This is a genomic window from Treponema parvum, from assembly GCF_017893965.1.
Taxonomy (GTDB): Bacteria; Spirochaetota; Spirochaetia; order Treponematales; family Treponemataceae; genus Treponema_D; species Treponema_D parvum.
Genome location: NZ_CP054142.1, coordinates 2243158 through 2264524, shown reverse-complemented (window position 1 = coordinate 2264524; position 21367 = coordinate 2243158). Strand labels below are relative to the sequence as shown.

Genomic DNA, 21367 nt, shown 5'->3' with positions numbered 1-21367 from the left:
TACCATTTGGAGGTTGTTTATGGAAACACGTAAAAAGGCACGGCGCCTTATACGCCGGGCGGCGATGTTTGCCGCAGTTTTGCTTACAGGTCTGGCGATAAGCTGTTCCAACGGCTCGGGTTCAGGAGGAACGCCGGAACCCGAACCCCCGCCCACACCGCCCGTGCCCGTATCGTACAGCATAACGTTCAGCGTGGAAGGCGGAAACGGCACGCTCAAAGCAAAGACGGACGGCATTGCGGAAACGGCAACAAGCCCCATAAACGTCGAAAAGGGCAAAACCGTAACCTTTACGGCAAATCCCGACTCCGGTTACAAAGTAAAGGAGTGGCAGATAATCGGCACGGGAATGGCGTTTGAAGCGGGTACGGGAACTGCGGGAAACAACACTGCGCAGGTAAATCTTCAAGCCGATCTTACCGTAAAGGTGAGCTTTGAAGCGCTTCCGCCCGGCGAAGCTTCGTATACGGTAAAGCACTATCAGGAAGGAACGGACGGCACCTATCCTGCAGAGCCGACGGAAAGCGAAAATAAAAGCGGCACATCGGGAGACCCCGTCGTATACACGCCGAAAATCGGCGGAGCCTACGATGGCTTTACCTACAAATCGAACCTCACCGAAATAAACGGAACCGTACAGGAAAACGGCACGATAGCCGCCGACGGCAGTACCGTTGTAAAACTCTATTACGAGCGCAATACGGTGAACGTAACCTTTAAACTTGCAGGCGGTAACATTGCAGGCAATACGGCCGATGTCGTAAAATCCGGCAAATACGGCACAGCTTTGGAAGTTCCCGCCGATCCCGTAAAAGAGGGCTTCTCTTTTACCGGATGGAATCCCGCACTGCCTGCAACTCCGGTCTTCCCCGCTGCAAATGCGGAATATACCGCAAACTGGGCGCTGCTTTATACTATCAATTTCGGCGTGGACGGTGCGAACGGCATGCTTACGGCAAAAGTTGACGGCAGCGAAATCAGTTCGGGCAATAAAGTGGAACACGGCAAAACCGTTGAATTTACCGCGACGCCCGCCAACACCAACTTTGCCGTAGACAAGTGGACAAACGGCGGCAGCGACATACCCGAAGCGGGAGCGAACGAAACGTACAACCACACGGTAACGGCGAATGCAAACATCAAAGTAAAGTTCAAATATACGGGAGCCGATCTCGCGCTGAGCAATCAGGAGTTTACCAAGGAGATGGGGCAAAGCTTTACCTATAAGCTGGTAACGGCAGGCTCCGGCAGCTACACGGCAGTTCCCGAAACGGCAGGTATCATCACGCTCGGTACGGCGAACTTGAACAGTTACGGCAACATCACGGTAACGTGCATCAACGCCGGTGCAACGAAAATACGGATAACCGACACGGCAAGCGGGCAAAACGCCCTTTCAGGTACCATTACCGTAACGCCTGCCGTCGTCATACCCGACTACTTTGCAAAAGACGGCGTGCGCTACCATGTAACGGATAGAACGCCCGGCCAGCGAAAGGTGAGCGTAACTGCCAAGACAGGTCCCGGAACTCATCCGCCGTACACGGGAACAACGCTTTTCATACCGAAAGAGGTTATACACAACAGCGTAACCTACACGGTAACGGGCGTAGAGGAGCCTTACGAGTGGGGAGATACGCTGCAAAGCGTAACGGTCGCAGCCGATAACGAGTTCCTTTCTTCCCAAGACGGCGTGCTCTTTAACAAGGGTAAAACCGTACTCCTTTGGTACCCGCGCTCTAAAACGGATGCTTCTTACTCCGTTCCTCCGGGCGTAACGGAATTGGCATTCGGCTCTTTCAGAAAGATTCCCGCACTGACATCGGTTACGCTGCCTGACGGCTTAAAGCGTATTGGAGACTATGTGGTTTGGGAGTGCCCCAACATTGCAACGCTTGAGCTGCCGCTCTCGCTGGAATTTATCGGCCACTATTCATTGACTGATTTAAAAGTGAGTTCGATGGTTGTGCCGGAAAACGTAAAAGAACTTCGCAGTTACGTTCTTTCGAGCTGTGATAATTTAACATCAGTCGAACTGCCTTCAACACTTAAGTCAATGCGGTATTTATCCCTTTCGTATAATCCTGCCCTAACAACGGTAACGTGCAGAGCGGCAACTCCGCCGGCTATTACGGCAGGCGATGATGTGTTTAAGAACACGCCCATCGCATCCGCAACGCTTAAAGTGCCCGCCGGCACCGAAGGCCGCTACCGAACCGCAGAAGGCTGGTCAGGCTTCGGCACGATTGTGGCAATAACGCCGTAAGTCGGGATTCTTAAGGGCAGTAGCCCTTAAGCGTTATTTGGAAGATAGGTTGGGTTTTAGGGGAAGGAAGAAACCGGACAGGATGTCGTATGAAACCTGTACGAAACGTACAGGTTTCAACCCGAGTTTGCCTGCGGCAAACGTCGCGGAAATAAAAGTATGTCGAGTTTTCGACAGAAAACTCGGGATAAAAAGCATACACGGACGTATGCTTTTTATAGGGTGTCTTCCCTTCCCTAAGAAAACAGAGGGGTCTAAGGGGAACCCTCCCCTTAAAAGGAGGAAGCTATGGCTAAAAAGAAATTCGTGTGGGAAGTTTATTTGCGTCCCAACACGCTCACAAAGGACAATGACCGCGACTGTATCGCCGACGTTCACGCGCACACGGGAACGCAGCGCAACGAAGACATTGCGGACATTATCACCAAGGAACGAAGCGAGTTCCGAAAAGAAACCATCTTGAGCATCCTCAGTTTGCGCGACAAAGCGGTTAAAGACCTGATTCAAGCAGGCTCAAGTTTTATGGACGGCCTTGTGCAGATAAGCCCGCGCGTGTCGGGCGTGTGGGCAACGGAGAACGCCGCCTACGACGAGAAAATCCACAAGCGCACGGTTGACCTTATCCCGACCGTCGACCTTCGCACGGCGCTCGACGCAATAAGCGTAAAGGTTATGGGAGCAAAAGACAGTTCCGCCCGCATTACGGCGATCACTGACACGGCCACCGGCTTAAACGACGGCACGCTCACCATAGGAGATGACATCATAATAGAAGGCGACAAGCTCAAAGTGAACGAAAAGGACGCCGCTCAGGGTGTATTCTTCAAAGCCGCCGACGGCACGGAGCACAAAACCACTCGTCGCCTTTCGGTCAACAAGCCCGGCCAAATCATCGCGCGCGTACCTCAAGCGCTTCCCGAAGGCAAAACCACCGTCATCGTGCGGACGAAGTATTCAGGCAGCGGCGCTCCGCTTAAAGAACTGCGGGAACTGGTATTCAAATTACCCTGTACCGCTAAAAGCTAGAGCGTTTTTCACACCGAAGGGAACCGTTCGCATCGTCTTATGCGAACGGCTCGTATCGTTCCATGCGGATAACTCGCATCGCCTTATGCGAAAAGCTCGCATACCGTTATGCGAACAGCTTGCATACTCTTATGCGGATGCTTCGTATGACGGTTCTGTGTTCGCCGAGAGCACTAAGATTTTCCAAACAACACAGCTCTAACTCCGGTTGTCGGCCATGCTGATCGTCTTTACTCCGTACCGCTCCTCTTTACCGAGCAATGATTTACATATATAATTTATTCACAATACAGGTTTTATATAGTGGAGATAGTGATGGGACAGAATTATTTTAACTCGATTCCGTGGCGGCAAGCCAGGCTGCAGCTCGGACATTGCCGTTCGATGGCGCGTGAAGAATTTTCAGACGGAGTAAAAGCTCTTAAAGGTAAAAAAATCGTTATCGTAGGCTGCGGAGCTCAGGGCTTAAATCAAGGAATGTGCTTGAGAGACAGCGGCCTTGACGTAAGTTATGCGCTCCGTGAAGACGCGATCAAAGAAAAACGCCAAAGTTGGAAAAATGCCGTTGAAAACGGTTTCAAAGTAGGCACTTACGATGAAATTATTCCCGCGGCGGATATCGTAGGAAATCTTACTCCCGACAAGCAGCACACAGCCGTAGTTACCGAAGTTATGAAGCGCATGAAAAAGGGCTCCGCTCTTTGGTACAGTCACGGGTTTAATATTGTCGAAGAAGGAATGCAGATCCGCCCGGATATTACGGTTGTCATGTGCGCTCCCAAGGGACCGGGGACTGAAGTATGGCATGAATTCCAGAGAGGATTCGGAGTTCCCGATCTCATAGCCGTTCATCCTAAAAACGATCCTGAAGGAAAGGGCTGGGCTTATGCAAAGGCTTTAGCGGTAGGCATGGGAGGCAATAAGGCTGGCGTTCTTGAGTCCGACTTTGTTGCGGAAGTAAAGTCCGATCTTATGGGCGAACAGACCATCCTTTGCGGTATGCTCCAAGCGGGAACGATTGTGTGTTACAATAAAATGGTAAGCAAGGGAATTAAACCCGCCTATGCCGTAAAATTCCTGCAGCACGGGTGGAACGTCGTTTCCGAAGCTCTTAAATGGGGCGGAATCACAAACATGATGGACAGGCTTTCAAATCCTGCAAAGATAAAAGCGAACGAAATTTCAAAAGAACTTAAATCTTTGCTTACGCCGCTTTATCAAAAACACATGGACGATATTATTTCAGGGAAATTCAGTTCAACGATGATGAAGGATTGGGCGAACAAAGATCATGATCTTCTTGCGTGGCGCGAAGAAACGGGAAAGCTTCCGTTTGAAACAACCGCTGAAACCGACGAAGAAATTTCCGAACAGGAATACTTTGACAAGGGAATCCTTCTTGTGGCTATGGTAAAGGCCGGATGCGAGCTTGCTTTTGAAACCATGGTTGACGCGGGTATTAAACCTGAAAGCGCATACTATGAATCGCTGCACGAAGTTCCTCTTATTGCAAACCTTATAGACCGCAAAAAGCTCTATGAAATGAACCGCGTTATTTCGGATACGGCCGAGTACGGATGCGCATTGTTTTCAAACACTGCCGTGCCGTTTTTGGAAAAAGAGTTTATGGGCAAGATCGATATAGACGTTATAGGGAAAGGAATAGCTTTAAGAGACAACAGCGTAAACAATACGGAACTTGTGAACGTGAATTCTGAAATTCGAGAACATCCGATTGAAGTTGTAGGCCGCAAGCTCCGTAAGTATATGACGTCGATGAAGGCAATTCAGGTATGAGTTTAGAGCCTTAAAAGCTATAGACACTTTTTTTGCACAGCCCCGCGCTTCGCGCGGGGCTGACTTATTACCGGATTGTCGCACACGGATAATCGGATTGTCCGGCTATCGCGCACACAGGATTGTCGTGCGCGGGGTTATCGGATCGCTGACTTATCGCGCACACAGGATTGTCGTGCGACCGATTATCACACGATGAATTGTCTTGCGGCACGGATTTTTACATTGTCAGCGACACGGGGCCGAAGCCGTCGGGTAAGAGTTCTTTTAACGTATTTATGCGGTATTCGTCCGTATTCTTTGCGACGATAACGATAAAATCTTCAGGCTCGCAAAATTCCATCATAACTTGGCGGCAAACTCCGCACGGAAAGCAGAAGGAACTTACGTTTCCTTCGCTGCCGCCGACAACCGCAATAGCCTTAAATTCTTTTTCACCGGCGCTTACAGCGTTGAAAAAGGCCGTGCGCTCCGCGCAGTTTGACGGCGTATAAGCGGCATTTTCAATGTTGCAGCCGCCCCAGATTTTCCCGTCTGCACAGAGCAGCGCGGCGCCTACCTTCCAGTGCGAATACGGTGTGTAAGAGAATTGCAGCATTTCCAGCGCCTTTTCAATGAGCTTTTTCACCGGAATATCGCCGGATATGGAAACGTTTTTCATATAGACCTCCCGTAAAATGCGGCATTGCAGAAAGTCTCAAACCTTCTAGGAGAACGCATTTGCGTGCATTTCGCGCAATGAGCATATTTCACAATGAGCGCGTCATAAAGAAGTGGCGCGCGAAGCGCACATTTTGTGTACAGTTTGCTTACTACTTAATTATATATACAAATTCTGTTTTTCATCTATTAGAAATACCAACTATGCGATCAACGCTCCGGTTTTTACCTTTTGCGGTGAAGGATGAAATGTTCTGACACCTGCTCACGCGCGACAATACGCAATTCTTTCAACGCGAGTCGAAAGAAGGCCTTATTTTATTTGCCGATTGCCGTATTTTATTATACAATAAAACGTGCTCCGATTAAGAGAACATAGGGTTTTAAATATGAGTGAAAATAGCGAATCGCCTGAAATTTTTGTTTATACCGACGGCGGATGTTCCGGAAATCCCGGCCCCGGCGGTTGGGGCTGCGTCGTCCTTGCGGATGGGCAAGAGATCCGCAAAAGCGGCGGTGAAAAACTTACGACAAATAACAGAATGGAACTTACGGCCGTAATACAAGCCTTCGTTCTGATCGGACAAAATTCTTCATGGAATTCGCGAAAGATCACGGTCTGTACCGACAGTCAGTATGTTAAAAACGGGATTACTCAATGGATTACCGCTTGGAAAAAAAATAACTGGAAAACGTCCAATAAACAGCCTGTCAAAAATCAGGATCTGTGGATTACGCTCGACGCCCTTGCTTCACGTTTGAATTTAAGCTGGAATTGGGTAAAAGGACATGCAGGCATAAAATACAACGAAATCTGCGATTCTCTTGCGGGCGAAGAGATTAAAAAATTCGTTTAAGGCGATCGACAACCTTGCCGCAGATTCGAAGCGAAGCTCCAAGCGAAGTCGGATTAGCGAAATCTCCGCACGAATCAAGTGTTTGCGCCCTTTGCAGAAAAGACTAATTCTTTTCAATTTAAATGATATGTGTTTGCGCTCCGTTTTTTTTCACGGCCTGTCATGCTGTCTTGTTTTTTTGTTTTTACAGGGATGTTCGCTTGGCAACGAAGCTTATTTTTTTTGCGGGGAAACTTCGATAGAGCTCGCTTTGCCGTCATGGCCGCCTTACATTTCCGAAGACGGCGGCTCTTCCGTTTCAGATATTTCATATCCCGAATTGGAATGCTGGCTTATAGAATGTCAAACGGCGGAAAAACATTTTTCATTTTATGCGGATAAAAATGAAAGATCCGTAAAAATACGGCTGCCTGAAAATTTTCCGGCTTCCGTTCTGTCTTATCCCGTAACGAGACACAAAAACGGCAATGCGTTGTTTTTCTACCCTGCCGGCTGTATTTATCCGCAAAATACCGAGCGTCTGTCATGGCGTGAAGGTTTTGCTGCAAATATTTTAGCTTCTTTATATGCAGGCACAAAAGACCGCCGTCAAACCGCCGAATACGCTTCAACCTTTAACTGGCGGAGGTTAAAAGAAACCCTTTCGGCAAAAGAGGCTGAAAACTTGGCAAAGATAAATGATTCAATAACAGAAGGCCTTCCGCCTGGAAAACGGCCGACGTATTACAATCCGTGGAATCTCGACAAGGATGTTGTACTCCGATCGATCGCGCAAAGATCCTTTAACATCCGCAAATTGAATTTGCCCCTTTGCTTGAATATTTCCGGTGATGACGAGGTTGTTGCATCCTTAGGAGGAATAAGAGAGCTTTTATCGCCGTATATTCCGGAAAACGCCGAATTTCAGAAAATGAATTTTTTGACGATAATTAAAAAGGCGGAAAATAAAAGCCGTTTTTTATGCGGCGATCTGGTTGCGGTTCTTTCCGTTTCAACCGGCGGAAATTCGGCAGGTGGAAATTTGAAACTTGAATTATGTGCTCTTCCGTTGTACAGTGGAAAATAGAAAATATGTTTGTTTTTTGTCGTGTAAGATCTCTTTTCCCTATAAGATTTGTGAGCTCAAAATTTGCGGCTTTTCTCTTAAAAATATTGATAGCCTCGCCGTTCTGCCTTATGTTTTTCCTCTGTGTTTCATGCGCTAAAAAAAGCACTCCGCTCGACCTCGCTAACCTGTCGAACGGGATGGCCGCTCGTGAAATTGCCGAGAGCACACATTCTTGGTACGCCCTGTCTGTGTCGGGATTTGAAAAAACAGATCTGCCTAAAAACGCACCGCCGGTTCCTGAAAAACCGTGGACTGAAAGCATAAGAATTTCTGCGGCAGGCTGTGAGAGCGATAAACTTGATAATAAGATTCCTTTGGGATACGCTCTTGTAAACAGGCTCGGCGTTTTAACGTTCAGAGGCGGCAATATAGAATTTCATACCGACCGAAGCCTATTTAGCGAAAATACTGCGTCGAATCTTTTTTTTGAAGATAACGCTCCGCTTTTTTCGGTTTTTAAAAGTGTCTTTTTTAACGAAAAGGCTGCTAAACAAAGTATCAAGGATTCGACGGATCTCTCTGGCCTTCCGCCGAGGCCGTTTATCGTTCATTATGCTCCCGATTCCGGCATATTTTTTCCGCTGATAAATTACGAAGATCTTCAGTTAGAAGCCGGCGCCCAGATTACGGATTTTACTTGGAACGGAGAAAGATTTTTGTGTTCCGTAAAGAAAACCGAAAATGAAAAAAATATTTTTTCATATGTAAAAATCAAAACGGAGGCGCCGCTTTTATCTGTATCGCCCGGAACCGTAAAGACGGCTCTCTTTATAGAAGATTCTTCTGCGGACGAATTCAGGAATTCAAAAGAAATAAAAGACCTTTCGACCGCTCCGGCCAGGCTAAGGAAACTCGTTTCTTCCATTCCCGAAAACATTCCTTTTACGGTTGAGTGTTCTTATGCAGGAGGATCATATTCTTCATCATTCGCTTCACTAAAAGGGAAAGACTATGCCGGCTCCCTGCTCGAAGCTAAAGCTCTGATTGCGGATACATGGGCGCTTGCGGTTTTTACAGACGGGACGTCGTACTTTTCAGGAGCATGCTATTCCCGTCCCGTGCTTGCCGACGGAAAAACTGCGGCTTTTAGGCTTCCGAAACTTCCCGAAGGTTTTATATATTCATACTTTGCCCTGTCGGGAACAAGGCTTTACGTGTCGTGGGAAGAAACGTCGTTTTACAAAACCGGAAGAAGCGGATTTATTTCAGTGGATCTTGACGCGGTTTTATATAAAAAATTGCGCCGCTCAGATTAAAAAAAATCGCACGAATGCGGCATTTGACCGCGAGTTTGCAGCGTAAACTCGTTAGTGAGCGCAGCGAACGGCGTACGGCGAGACCGAGCGGCATTTTCGAAAATCGAGCGCTGTAAAGAATTATGGGAGACAAAATGAAAATAAATGCGATATTTTTACTTTTGCTGTTAAGCGCATCAGCCTTTTGCCAGGCAGCGGACGATACAGCTGCGCCGAAAACGGAACCCGCCGTGGAATTTCAAACTCCGCAAAATTTTTCCGCCAAAGAGGCAGAAGGTCAAAGGCGAAAATATTTTTGGATTTTCGATATGGGGCCTATAATGACCGTAAATACCGAAAGCCGTGCAAAAAGCGCTCCTTCTCCCATTGCCTTTTCGTGCGGTATGGGAGTAAAACTCTTTACCGATCAAAAAATTTCATTTACGCCTGAAATATCATTTTTTACCAATTATTACCTGTGGGACGGGAAAAATGCATTGCCCGCGGAAGTCGAAAACAGGACTGCGACTGTCCTTTCATTTTTGATAGACCTTCCGGCCGTTTACAACATCGAAACGGGCAAAGATTACAGCTTCGAAGCGGGAGCCGGACTTGCTTTTCTTGCCAGATACGGCCTTCTCTCACACGGTGTAAAATCTTCCGATCCCGGGGTTTCGGGCGACGCAAAAGGCGACGTTGAAAAAATAAACGGCTGGCTCATGTCGGATATGCGATTTTTGTTTCCCGAACTGACGGGCGCTTGGAATTACAAAATATCCGAAAGACTTCAGGCGGGGCTTGCAATGCGTATTTATTTTCCGCTCGGATCGCTGATAAACGGGCGTGGGCTTGACGCTATGATGATAAGAGTGAGCGCAAGGCTTTTGTTTTAACCCGAGCGTTTTAAGCGGTCGATTGCAAACCCTTAAAATTCGTAGAACCCGAACAGACTCAGCTATTTAAAGAATGGGTGTCTATTTTGTTTCGCGCGTAAGCGATAAATTCGTCAAGGCTGAACGTCCTTTGCGGCAATCCCGAACTGTGGCGGAACCTGACGGTTACCGAATTTTCAGCCTTTTCTTTTTCACCTACAACAAGTATATAAGGAGTTCTGTTTTGCATGCTTATCAGGCGAATCTTATTTTTCATGTTGTCGTCGTCGAGGTATGCGTTTGAACGTATACCGGCTGCGAGCAAGGCGTTATTGATTTTTTGCGCGTATTCGTTAAAGTCTTTGCCGATCGGAACGACTGCGGCCTGTTCAAAATGCAGCCAAACCGGCATGGCTCCGGCAAAATTTTCGATTAAGATGCCGAGAAAGCGTTCAAGCGATCCTAAGACCGCCCTGTGCAGCATGACGGGGTTGTGTTTTTGATTGTCCGCGCCCGTATATTCGGCGTTAAGCCGTTCGGAAGAAGGCAACTGATAATCCACCTGTATAGTGCCGCACTGCCATTGACGGCCGAGCGCGTCGACCAGCGTAAATTCAAGTTTAGGTCCGTAAAAGGCGCCTTCTTTGGGCTGTATTTCATATTCGAGTTCCGCTTTTTTGCAGGCTTCGGCAAGGGCCTTTTCCGCACGCTCCCATGTAGCCAGATCGCCTACATGATCGTCGGGCATAGTGCTGAATTTAACGATGAGATTCTTATCGAAGCCGAAGTCCTTATAAACCGATTTTAACAGCCGGCAGAATTTGGAAACTTCGTCACTTATTTGATCGTCGGTACATAGGATGTGCGCGTCGTCTTGAACAAAGCCTCTTACTCTCATAATTCCGTGCAGCGTTCCGCTGGGTTCATTGCGCACGCAATGCCCGAATTCTGCCAAGCGCATGGGCAAATCTTTATAGGAACGGGTTCGCGTATTGAAAATTTCAAGGGCTCCCGGACAGTTCATCGGTTTGATGGCGAACATCCGCTTTTCGCTTTCGGTTATGAACATGTTTTTTTGATAGTGTCCCCAGTGGCCGCTTTTTTCCCACAAAGTGCGCGGCATTACGGCAGGAGTGTTTACTTCTTTATATCCGTCTTCCAAAACTCTTTTGCGCATATAATCCTGCAGCGCAACGTACATTGTCCAGCCTGCAGGGTGCCAGAAAATCTGCCCGGGATCTTCAGGATCGAGGTGAAAAAGATCCATTTCAGTGCCCAATTTGCGGTGATCCCGTTTTTCGGCTTCTTCTAGCATTTTAAGATGTTCTTTAAGATCGTTGGGTTTTGCAAAGCACAGCGCATAAACGCGGGTAAGCATGGGACGTTCGGAGTCTCCTCTCCAATAGGCTCCCGCCGTTTTCAAAAGCTTAAACCCTTGTGCGTTTATTTCTTTTGTGTTCGCTACGTGGGGACCGCGACACAGGTCGAGAAAATCGTCTTGCCGATATGTAGTGATCTTTTCTTCTGCAGGCAAGTCGTTAATTATTTCAACCTTGTATTCCTGATCCTTAAATAATTTTAAAGCCTCGTCTTTTGTCACTTCGGTGCGTATAAAATCATGGTTGCCTGCAATGATACGGCGCATTTCTTTTTCTATTGCAGGAAAATCCGCTTCGGAAAACTTAACGTCTTTGGGAAAAGCGAAGTCATAATAAAACCCCGTGTCGATTGCCGGCCCTATCGCATATTTTGTTCCCGGAAATAAATGTAAAACGGCTTCCGCCATGACGTGTGCACAACTGTGACGCACTGTTGCAAGTTTTTCATCAACAGCCATAAAGATCACCTTTTATTAAAATAATATTTCTAAAGGATATAAATATAAAACGTCAGTGTCAAGAATAAGAAATTTGCTTGAAATTTATACATTAGGCGCGGAATTCTTGCATGCGCCCGGTCTTTGTTCCATTTTTTTAGGCAAGGGAAACATATTCATATCGTTTCCTTCAAGCGAAAGCAGCGAAATTTTATTTTGTATGCCGCCGCCGTAGCCCGTTAAATTCATGTTTGTGCCTACGACGCGATGACACGGTATTATTATGCATAAAGGATTCCATCCTACCGCTCCTCCTACGGCCTGTGCGGACATCTTTGCCTTGCCGCGTTTTCGGGCAAGAGTATTCGCAATATAACCGTAGGAAACGACGGCGCCGAATGGGATTTTAAGCATTTCGTCTATGACTTCTTTTCTAAAAGGCGTAAGATTTTTTATTTTATACTCCGGCGTAAAGTCAGGTTGTTTACCCGAAAAATAGACGTCCAGCCAGCGGCAAGTGTCTTTAAAAATCGTCAGTTCTTTTTCTTCGCAGTTTAAGACATGCTTGAAAGCGTCTTGAGAATTTTCAAACCATAAACCCGTAAGAGCTTCGCCGTCGCTGTTCATCAGTAGGTTGGAAAAGCCTCCGGGCGTTTTATAGCGATGTATGTATACCATAGTTCTCCCCGCGCGCCAAAATATTCGGTCGCCGTCTTTTATGATATTAAAGTAAATTATTTTACCCCATCCGCGCCGATACGTAAACGTGACGCGGCGTCGTACTTATTCCGATTGTTTTATAAATTATGCGGAATAAGTACGCATTTTGCGACAGAATTGAACTGAAAAGGATGTTTACAGATCTTTTTTCCAAAGGCCGTGCAGATTGCAATAAGCGTACGCGGCGATAGGCTTGTCCTTTTCCGTTAAGGCGAAGACTACTTCAGGCATGTCTCCTGGATTGATTTTTTTGCGCTGCCCGCCCTGTGCCGTTTCCACATACACCCAAGAAATAAAGTGCTCCTGAGTCATAGGATGCGCTATGGAACCGATCTTTACGGTAACAGTGTTTCCGGAAACGGTTACGTCCGGCACATGCTTTTCTTGCGCGGCGTCCGTAGTGTTCGGAACGAGTTCCGTCATTTTTTCGCCGCAGCAGACGACAGGAACTCCGGCGGACTCGATCATACCGATTATATTTCCGCAATGTTTACATATAAAAAATTTTTTTGAAGCCATTTTTTCTCCTAGTACAATACGGATTACTCTTCTACGGTGAATTCTTCTTTTCCCGCACCGCATATCGGACACACCCAAGTGTCCGGAAGATCTTCCCATTTTGTTCCTGCCGGAATGTTCGACGCGGGGTCGCCTTCTTTCGGATTGTACTCATAGGCACAAAGATTGCATACATATTTAGCCATGTCAGCCTCCTAAAATACCGCGTTCGTGCGCACTTTGCGCACAGATATTTAAATTGAACGGCGTTATTTCGGACGTTCAATTTAGATTATTATACCACGGTTTTTAAATAAATACAATTAATTACAATATTGTTTTAAGTTCAAATATAACTTAAAACCTTCATGCCTTTGGCGCGGATTTTGCGCTGCGTGAGGCAACGTGCGCTATTGCCTGCTATTGCCAATTGAAAACCTATTCTATACACTAGCCGTAGTATGAAAAACCGCGCCGTTTTTGTTTTTTTTGTGATTTTCGCAGCCTGTATGACGATTTTCTTTATAATATACGGGAGCGCTTCTTCCAAAAATTCGGCTCCGCCTCAGCCTAAAATAGTTACGCCGTTTACCGGAACCGCTAGATCGGAAGCTGCGGAGAACAATCCTTTGGCGTCGAGCGACGGCGGGCTGACGTCTTTTATTCCTCTTAATTCCGACGAAACTCTAGTGAGCATTTTAACGCTTGATATTGATAACGACATGCGCGACGATCAGATCAATCTTGTACAAAAACTTACAAAGCCCTATTTGTATTTGCTCATAGGTTTATACAATCCGGGTACGGGCGCTTACGAGCGTACGGCGGAATTGGAAACTCCGATAACGCAGATACATTCGTTTTCCTATGCGTGCATAGATGTTTTAGGCGATCACCGTCCTGTTCTTGTTTATCAGGGTGTCACGGATGACGGAATTTCCGTTTTGCAGATATATCGCATACGCAAAGGCAGGAATAGGGTAGCCGTTTTGGAAAACATCGGCGATTTCCGTTCCGACGGAAGTATCTTTGTCCAGCAGCAGCCGCGCGATCAAGCTTACGAACTTTCCCAAGTTAACGCCGCTCCGTTCCCTATAATAGTATACGGTTCGGATCCTGAATCTGCCGGCGACGGACACGAGCAATTCCAGATAAAATACGAATGGAAAGCGCAGCAGAATAAATTCGTACAGACTGAACGCATAAGGCTGAGCGACAGCCGTATAGCCGCAAACGAGCTTGCAAAAATTCGAGACGGAACGGTAAAAACCTTCGCCAATTATCTTAAGGGCGTGTGGTATAAAACTTCCGACGACGGGAAAGGCATAAGGTATTTGTTTTTTGATCCTGAAAATTCGGAAATAATACTTCAGCACAACGATACGGAAGAAGTGTACACATGGTTTGAAAGCTATTTAAGCAGTTCGGGAATTTATCTTTCGACGGAAAATCTGTCCATATCGAGCCTTCACAGGCGCTATTATATAACCCTTGTTGCGGCCGACGAAATCCGGCTAAGGATACAGGAAGACTTGGGCATGACTATAAACGAGATTAATCTGTGGGACGGCAATTATAAAAAGGCTGACACAAAGGCGTCTTTCGGAACAAAAGCGGCAAGGTCCCAGGATTTTATAAAAGACCTTACTTCAGGCGACGACTGGTATTCCGCCGACGGCACAAAATTTTCATTTTCGGCGGATACGTATACCGCTTCGGGAGATTCGTCGAATGAAGCCGGTAAATTTTCCATACTGGAAATAGACGGCGAGCCCGTTATTATGTTCCGCCCTTTAGGCGAAAGATCTTTTCTTAAATCGGCTTATCAGCTTTCTTATAAAGAAGTCGTTCCTCAAGCCGCCCCGTCCCGCAGGACGGGAGTTCCTACGGCGGTTACGGACCGGAATACGATTATAATGCATGCGATTTCTCTTTCTTTAAAAAATCCGGCGCCGCTTAAAACGGCCCCTTTAACGCTTTCAAGGAATTCGGCGCAGACTGCGCGTAAATAAAAGTTGTCTCAGTATAAAAAAAGGCTACACTCCCGGCAGCGTCCTGCCTGGAGCCGCGGCTGGACCGTGTTTCCGATGCTTGACATTGTCGCTTTCTGTCATATAGTATAAATTCCATGACTGTAAATGAATTACGAACTAAATATATATCATTTTTTAAAAGCAAAGGTCATGCAGAAATAAGCGGAAAATCACTGTTACCCGAAAACGATCCTACGGTACTGTTTACCACGGCCGGTATGCAGCCGCTCGTCCCGTATCTTATGGGCGAAGCGCACCCTCAGGGAAAGCGCCTTACGGATTACCAAAAATGCGTGCGCACAGGCGACATCGATTCCGTAGGGGACGCAGCCCACTTAACTTTTTTTGAAATGCTCGGAAATTGGTCGCTCGGTGATTATTTTAAAAAAGAATCGATAGCATTCAGTTATGAGTTTTTAACTTCTCCAGAATATTTAGGAATAGATCCTAAAAAACTTTCCATCACGGTTTTTGAAGGCGAAGAAGGAATTCCGCGCGATGAAGAGTCCGCCGCTATTTGGGAAAGCCTCGGCATTCCGCGGGAGCGTATTTATTTTTTGCCGCGGGAAGACAACTGGTGGGGCCCTGCGGGAGCTACAGGCCCGTGCGGACCCGATACTGAAATTTTTTACGACACCGAAAAGCCCGGCTGCGGCTCAGAATGTCGCCCCGGCGACAAAAGCGGCAGATATGTTGAAATTTGGAACAACGTCTTTATGCAATACAATAAAGATGCGGAAGGAAAATTTCTTCCTCTTGCGCGCAAATGCGTCGACACCGGCATGGGCATAGAGCGCACCGTGGCCATGCTTAACGGAATGAAGACCGTCTATGAAATAGATGTTTTTGTTCCCGTTATAAACTGTATCGAAGAATTGACAGGGAAAAAATACGGAAACGACGAGCAGGTAGACGTTTCCATGCGCATCATCGCCGATCACATACGTACCGCGACGTTTATATTGGGGGATCCCAAAGCCGTTACGCCGAGCAATGTAGGAGCCGGATATATCTTGCGCCGCATAATCCGCCGCGCCGTGCGGCACGGACGCAAACTCGGCCTTGACGGAATTTTCCTTTCAAAGCCTGCAAAGATCATCATTGAAGAGTACATTGGCGCCTATCCCGAATTTGAAGGCCGGCAAAAATTCATTTTTGACGAGCTCACCGCCGAAGAGAATAAATTTCTTTCGACTTTAAAAAAAGGCGAAGCCGAATTTGCAAAACTTCTGCCGAACCTTCAAAAAAATCCTAAAAAGATCATACCCGGCAGGGTGGCTTTCCGGCTGTACGACACTTTCGGCTTTCCGATTGAACTTACGGAAGAGTTGGCATGTGAAAACGGAATGACGGTCGATATTGAAGCTTTCAAGGCGGAAGAAAAAAAACATCAGGAAGAAAGCCGCACTTTGAGTGCGGGAACCTTTAAAGGCGGTCTTGCCGATCACAGCGAGATTACAACCAAATATCACACGGCTACGCATCTTTTGCAGCAGGCCCTCGTCGAAGTTTTAGGCAATCACATTGCCCAAAGGGGCTCGAATATTACGGCGGAACGCATGAGGTTCGATTTTGTTCAGCCGCGGCCGATGACGCAGGAAGAAATTAAAAGGGTTGAAGACATCGTAAACGAAAAGATTAAAGAAGATCTCCCTGTAACTATGGAAGTGATGGATATTGAAGACGCAAAAAAATACGGTGCTAGGGCGCTTTTCGGTGAAAAGTACGACAGCCAGGTAAAAGTTTATTCCATAGGAAATTTCAGCAAGGAAGTTTGCGGCGGCCCGCACGTACAGCACACTGGACAGATAGGCCGGTTTAAAATCGTAAAAGAGCAGTCGTCTTCCGCCGGAGTGCGCCGTATTCGCGCCGTAATCGAAGATTCTGCGCCGTAAAAAAATTGTAACAAATATGAAAAAAAAATGTTTAATTTAAAATGGTCGTGCGTTCTCTTCTTAAAGAAGCCGCCGATGTCTTAAAAATTGAAGTTTACTGCGGCGTTATTTTCCCGCAGCCGGAAAAATTCCCGGGAGATTATATAAAATTGAGAACCTCTAAAAACTGAAGTTTTTAGAGGTAACATTGAAATTTATGAATAAAGGGAGCTTGCTATGAAACGCATTGCTGCTGGCGTTGTTCTTGTTTTGATGACTCTTGCGGGGCTTGCCGCTCAGTCGGATTTGCAGGTACTTGCCGTTGTAAAATTGAATAAAAATGAGACCGTCACTTTAAAAGAACTCAGAAACCGCGTCGAAATTTATCAAAAGCAGAACAACAAGGTTCTTGACATGGAGCAACGAAGAGCGGTGCTTGAAGCGCTTGTTAATGAAAAACTCATTCTTCAAGCGGCTCAAAAAGCTAACGTGACCGTTACGGACAGTCAGGTGGACCAGTCTTTTTTGCAATATATTTCACAACAGCTGGGACAAGCGGTAACGGAGCAGCAGTTTGCCGATTTTATCCGTAAACAGGAAAATCTTTCTTTGGACGATTTTTTTGAAAGACAGTTCGGACTTACGCTTGCCGGGTATAAGGCTCATCTTAAGACGCAGCTCATCGTGCAGCGGTATATTTTAAGCCAAAAACGCGACGAACTTCAGTCCGTAATGCCTACGGACAAGGAGATCCGCTCTTTTTATGAAATGAATAAGGCCACCTTTGTGCAAAGCGATATTCTTAGGATGTTTTTGGCCATGGTGCCGAAAGGGCAGGACAGCGCCGCCGCAAAAAACAAGGCGGAAGGGCTTTTAAACGATTATAAGAATAAAACTCAAACTTTGGATCAGCTTTCAGTCAGATCGAGAATCGAAAATTCGGGTTTTCAGGCGGGAGAACTGACCGTAAGCAAAACCCAGCAGCACGCCCATCAGTTGGGGCTTTCTTATAACGATCTGCTTACGCTTTTTTCAAGAGATCCCGGTTACGTTTCCGACATAACAGAAACGGATAAAGATTTTCAATTCTATGTGATTCAGGAAAAATTTCCGGCTAAAATGCTTGAACTGAGCGACGTCGTTCAGCCGGGAACAACCATAACGGTTTATGATTATATTAAACAAAATCTTACGCAGCAAAAACAAAGCCAGTTCATGTTGAAAGCCGCGCAGGATATTTCGGCTTCTCTTAATACGGATGAAAACGTAGAATGGAAAAAGGCGGGCCCCTCGCTTGACAAATTGCTCGCATGGGAAGGAAAAAACTAGGTGTCAAGGCGAAAAGGGCGCGTCCTTGCTTTTCAGGCGCTTTATTCATGGGACGTAGGTGGAATACCTAAAGATTCTCTTATGTCCTTTTCATGGGCTGAAGCGCAGGGCAAATCCGGCATAGATGAAAGTACCAAAACTTTTGCAGCCTTTATCATAGCGGGAACTCTTGAACACATTGAAGAGATAGATAAGCGCATTAAGGCCAATCTTTCCAAAAATTGGGATTTTTCGCGTTTGGACCGCGTTGCGCTTGCCATATTGCGTATGAGCGTATATTCATTGCTGTTTCAAAACGACATTCCGCCTACCATCGTTATGGATGAAGCGGTCGGTATCGCAAAGGAATTCGGCTCCGACGATTCATACAAATTTATAAACGCCATGCTTGATTCCGTCAGTAAAAACCCCGGATCCGTTGTATAAGGATTGTTTAAAATCCACCGCTGAATGGGCGCGGCGGATTTTAACTGCGAGTTTCCCTCGGAAACTCTTTTATAACTGTGCGCAAGAAGCGCACTAATTGTACTCGGTCGAAAATTGAAATTTTCTCCCTCGTGCAATTTTATAGGATTGTTTAAATTGAACGTCTGAAATAGCGCCGTTCAATTTAGCTTTAAGTTTTCCTTCGGAAAACTTATTTATTGAACTGTGCGCAAAGTGCGCACTAATTGCACTCGGTCGAAAATTGAAATTTTCTCCCTCGTGCAATTTTAAGGAATCTTAAAATGATCTTTCGCCGGCATAATTTTACGGTAGTTTTTATTTTCGCTCTCGTATCGCTTATCGTACCGGCCGTCTCCTGTTCGCTTTATTCCGATGACAAGGCCTTTGTTTCCGAACTTGACGTAGTGGACGCTCTGATCGCGCAAGGCGACGTTAACGGGGCGTTGAAGGGGCTTTCGCTCGCGGAAAAAAAAGCGTTTAATTCTTTTTCGTATTTGGGAATATACCGGCGTTACAGGCAGCTCGGAGAATATAAAAATGCTGAGCGTCTTATTTTAAAGGCTCTTAAAAAAGAACCTTCAAACGCAGAATTGAACGCCGTACGTGCCCACGCTTTACTTCGCGAAGGAAAATTGGAAGACTCTTTTCCGTTCGCATTAAAACTTTTAAGCACCCGCTATGAATCCCTTTATTCCGAAGCCCTCTTGCAAAAAAGAATTTCCGAGTTGCCGGCTCCAACCCCAAATGATTTTATTAACGCGTCATATATTCCCGTGTTTCGCGCTGCATACGAAACTTCAAAAAACACATTATGGCTTAAAAATTGCGCCGTAGCGCTTATTCATGACAATAAGATAAAAGACGCGGCTCTGCTTCAACCGTCACAGATCTATACGGCGGAAGACGCTTTGTTTTGGGGGCTAGTCCAGTATGATTCGTCAAGGTTCATGCAGGCGGCTCAAAATTTTACTCTTGCGCAAAATCTGTTTTTTGCCGCTAGCCGTAAAAATCCGGAAATTTCCCGTGCAAGAATTTCAGCTCTAAAGTCGGATGCCCTGGTCTGTTTGGGGGACTATTTTTCTGCCCAGCAGGAAAGAGAATTTTTGCTCGAGACCGTCGGCTTTGACGCAGAATCCGGCGCCGGCAATAAAACCGATGATTTTATCGCCGTCACCTATGTAAACAGCGCTTTTTGGGCGGCGCAAAACGGCGACGATCGATTATGTTACGATATGCTTTTTAGCGCGGTGAGGGATTTTCCGGATTATATTCCGGGACTCGCAGCTTACGGCAGGTTTGCATATAAAAGCAGTCAGCCTCCTAAAGAAAATTTTTATGAAAACGCACTGCGCAGCTCTGGGGTGAGGACACTCCGCATGCAAAGATACGACGCCTCCCCTAGAGTGAGCGTTTCCGATGCGCTTTACAGGATGGACGAATCCGTAAGGCGGACTCATGATCCGCTTTTGGAAGTTATACGCAGCGATTTGAGGCATCGCGTGGAAAAGACGCCTGAAAATTTGTGCATAGCCGAAGCGTGGCAGATGCTTGAAAATTCGTCACGTGAAAATGCTCTTTGGCCGCCTGTGATAGTCCGTTATGCCGTGCACATTCTTTTGTCTGCAGCAAAGATCAGCGACGCGGAGAATCTGTTTTTTGATTATGAAGAAAAACGCTATTCGTTTGATCCTTCGGAAAATTCTTATTTGCAGCTTTTGTCGCATAAAGATGATTTGGATGCGTGGGAATGCGAATACGGAGCATATTTTGCCATAAATAAAAAGTTCGTGGACATTGCAAGGACATTGTATGAATACGTGGTTTCGGCACGCCCTGAATACCGGACGGAAGAACTTGGAGACGCGAGTTTTTCCGCTGCGATAAATCTTGCCGTGATCTACAGCTCTACGGGGGCAAAACAAAAGGCGCTTGATCTATACGGAAAAAAGGCCGGAGCGGCGGTGGATAATGTAAAAAAGGCCGACATTCTTTACAGGATTGCCTGTATTCAAGACAAGCAAAAGAAAAATGCGGAAGCGCTCCGCACTCTCAGTTATTGTATTTCTCTCGATCCTTTAAATGAAAAAGCGCGGCTTCTTTTATTGCAGCTGCGCACGGCAAAATAAAGGAAAACACGCCGCAACGGCGAGTTTCGGGCAAGCCGAAACATCGCATGGGTGTAGGAATTTTATTTTTCTATTACAGCTATGATGTCGCTGTTTTTTAAAATCAGATAATCTTCTTTGTTTATTTTTATTGCGGTTCCTGCATATTTATCATACATGATGCAATCGCCGGCTTTAACGGTGATTTTTTCGTCATCGGTGCCCGGCCCTACGGCTTCTACGATTGCGGTCTGTGTTTTTTCCTGCGCCGCTTCCGGGATAATTATGCCGGATGCCGTTTTTTCTTCCGCTTTTTCGGGTTTTGCAAGTACTCTGTCTGCCAAAGGTTTGATCTTCATATAAGAACTCCTCAAAATCAAAATGGGTATTTAGTAATTAGAAGTAGAATGCTTCTTTCTCAAATATACGAATTCTAAGGCACTATAGTCAATAAAAAAACGTATTTTATGATACATGTTTTAATATAAGAATAAAAATTGTGTCAAAAACACCCGGTTTGCGTTTTTGGAGGTTTATATGTGTCAAAAAGGATCATTGTTTTTAATAAAAAATCAAATCCGTAAAATTTATTAAAGAAAAAAGTTTTTTTAATAATATACTTACATTCGGTGTTAAAGTTAAATTTTCGTTTAAATTATCGGGGCGCTTTCCCCGTAAAAATCGCTTTGCAAGCTAAATCATTGTATTACTTGTAATTACGCGG

The 21367-nt window shown here is 46.1% G+C and carries 18 protein-coding genes; 12 read left to right on the top strand and 6 right to left on the bottom strand.

Translation table 11 applies throughout. The annotated features are described in order from the left end of the window. Nucleotides 1-19 precede the first annotated feature (19 nt). The 3 genes from HRQ91_RS09955 to ilvC all read left to right on the top strand — a co-directional run bounded on the left by HRQ91_RS09955 (nt 20) and on the right by ilvC (nt 5089). Nucleotides 20-2266: a leucine-rich repeat protein gene (locus HRQ91_RS09955; RefSeq protein ID WP_246473215.1), complete on the top strand. Its 2247-nt coding sequence runs from the start codon at nt 20-22 to the stop codon at nt 2264-2266. Between the two features lie 288 nt (nt 2267-2554). Then, nucleotides 2555-3292, top strand: coding sequence for a DUF4469 domain-containing protein (locus HRQ91_RS09950; protein ID WP_210119402.1), 738 nt, complete (start codon nt 2555-2557; stop codon nt 3290-3292). Nucleotides 3293-3607: 315 nt separating this feature from the next. Then, nucleotides 3608-5089 carry a ketol-acid reductoisomerase gene (gene ilvC / locus HRQ91_RS09945; RefSeq protein ID WP_210119401.1) on the top strand — a complete coding sequence of 494 codons (1482 nt, stop codon included), beginning with the start codon at nt 3608-3610 and terminating at the stop codon, nt 5087-5089. A 220-nt stretch (nt 5090-5309) separates the two neighbouring features. On the opposite strand, the gene HRQ91_RS09940 is transcribed toward ilvC, so the two are convergent. Further along, nucleotides 5310-5750 (bottom strand): cytidine deaminase, encoded by a 441-nt coding sequence (locus tag HRQ91_RS09940; RefSeq protein WP_210119400.1) that lies wholly within the window; start codon nt 5748-5750, stop codon nt 5310-5312. Nucleotides 5751-6138: 388 nt separating this feature from the next. On the opposite strand from HRQ91_RS09940, the gene rnhA reads away from it, so the two are divergent. The 4 genes from rnhA to HRQ91_RS09920 all read left to right on the top strand — a co-directional run bounded on the left by rnhA (nt 6139) and on the right by HRQ91_RS09920 (nt 9842). Beyond that, nucleotides 6139-6606: a ribonuclease HI gene (gene rnhA / locus HRQ91_RS09935; protein ID WP_210119399.1), complete on the top strand. Its 468-nt coding sequence runs from the start codon at nt 6139-6141 to the stop codon at nt 6604-6606. A gap of 178 nt (nt 6607-6784) precedes the next feature. Further along, on the top strand, nt 6785-7672 hold the full coding sequence (locus HRQ91_RS09930; protein WP_210119398.1) for a hypothetical protein: 888 nt from the start codon (nt 6785-6787) through the stop codon (nt 7670-7672). 5 nt (nt 7673-7677) lie between these two features. Further along, nucleotides 7678-8970, top strand: coding sequence for a DUF8086 family protein (locus HRQ91_RS09925; RefSeq protein WP_210119397.1), 1293 nt, complete (start codon nt 7678-7680; stop codon nt 8968-8970). A gap of 134 nt (nt 8971-9104) precedes the next feature. After that, nucleotides 9105-9842 (top strand): hypothetical protein, encoded by a 738-nt coding sequence (locus tag HRQ91_RS09920; RefSeq protein WP_210119396.1) that lies wholly within the window; start codon nt 9105-9107, stop codon nt 9840-9842. Between the two features lie 58 nt (nt 9843-9900). On the opposite strand, the gene thrS is transcribed toward HRQ91_RS09920, so the two are convergent. The 4 genes from thrS to HRQ91_RS09900 all read right to left on the bottom strand — a co-directional run bounded on the left by thrS (nt 9901) and on the right by HRQ91_RS09900 (nt 13061). Then, entirely contained in the window at nt 9901-11658 is a 1758-nt protein-coding gene (thrS, locus tag HRQ91_RS09915) for a threonine--tRNA ligase (protein WP_210119395.1), read from the bottom strand. Nucleotides 11659-11742: 84 nt separating this feature from the next. After that, nucleotides 11743-12315, bottom strand: a complete 573-nt coding sequence (locus HRQ91_RS09910) for a methylated-DNA--[protein]-cysteine S-methyltransferase (protein ID WP_210119394.1) — start codon at nt 12313-12315, stop codon at nt 11743-11745. Nucleotides 12316-12492: 177 nt separating this feature from the next. Further along, a complete protein-coding gene (locus HRQ91_RS09905) occupies nt 12493-12876 on the bottom strand; it encodes a desulfoferrodoxin family protein (RefSeq protein ID WP_210119393.1) in 384 nt (127 codons plus the stop codon). Nucleotides 12877-12899: 23 nt separating this feature from the next. Further along, entirely contained in the window at nt 12900-13061 is a 162-nt protein-coding gene (locus tag HRQ91_RS09900; protein WP_210119392.1) for a rubredoxin, read from the bottom strand. Nucleotides 13062-13316: 255 nt separating this feature from the next. Between HRQ91_RS09900 and HRQ91_RS09895 the strand changes: the two genes are divergently transcribed. The 5 genes from HRQ91_RS09895 (at nt 13317) to HRQ91_RS09875 (ending at nt 20664) form a co-directional block, all read left to right on the top strand. Further along, nucleotides 13317-14867, top strand: coding sequence for a pallilysin-related adhesin (locus HRQ91_RS09895; RefSeq protein WP_210119391.1), 1551 nt, complete (start codon nt 13317-13319; stop codon nt 14865-14867). Nucleotides 14868-14983: 116 nt separating this feature from the next. Further along, a complete protein-coding gene (locus HRQ91_RS09890; RefSeq protein ID WP_210119390.1) occupies nt 14984-16783 on the top strand; it encodes an alanine--tRNA ligase in 1800 nt (599 codons plus the stop codon). A gap of 216 nt (nt 16784-16999) precedes the next feature. Then, a complete protein-coding gene (locus HRQ91_RS09885; RefSeq protein ID WP_210119389.1) occupies nt 17000-18091 on the top strand; it encodes an MOSP complex formation periplasmic protein, TDE1658 family in 1092 nt (363 codons plus the stop codon). Next, the gene (gene nusB, locus HRQ91_RS09880; RefSeq protein WP_210119388.1) at nt 18092-18517 is read left to right on the top strand and encodes a transcription antitermination factor NusB; all 426 of its coding nucleotides are present in this window, start codon (nt 18092-18094) and stop codon (nt 18515-18517) included. 302 nt (nt 18518-18819) lie between these two features. Further along, nucleotides 18820-20664, top strand: coding sequence for a tetratricopeptide repeat protein (locus HRQ91_RS09875; protein WP_210119387.1), 1845 nt, complete (start codon nt 18820-18822; stop codon nt 20662-20664). A 62-nt stretch (nt 20665-20726) separates the two neighbouring features. On the opposite strand, the gene HRQ91_RS09870 is transcribed toward HRQ91_RS09875, so the two are convergent. Continuing rightward, nucleotides 20727-21002, bottom strand: coding sequence for a co-chaperone GroES (locus HRQ91_RS09870; protein WP_210117893.1), 276 nt, complete (start codon nt 21000-21002; stop codon nt 20727-20729). Nucleotides 21003-21367 lie beyond the last annotated feature (365 nt).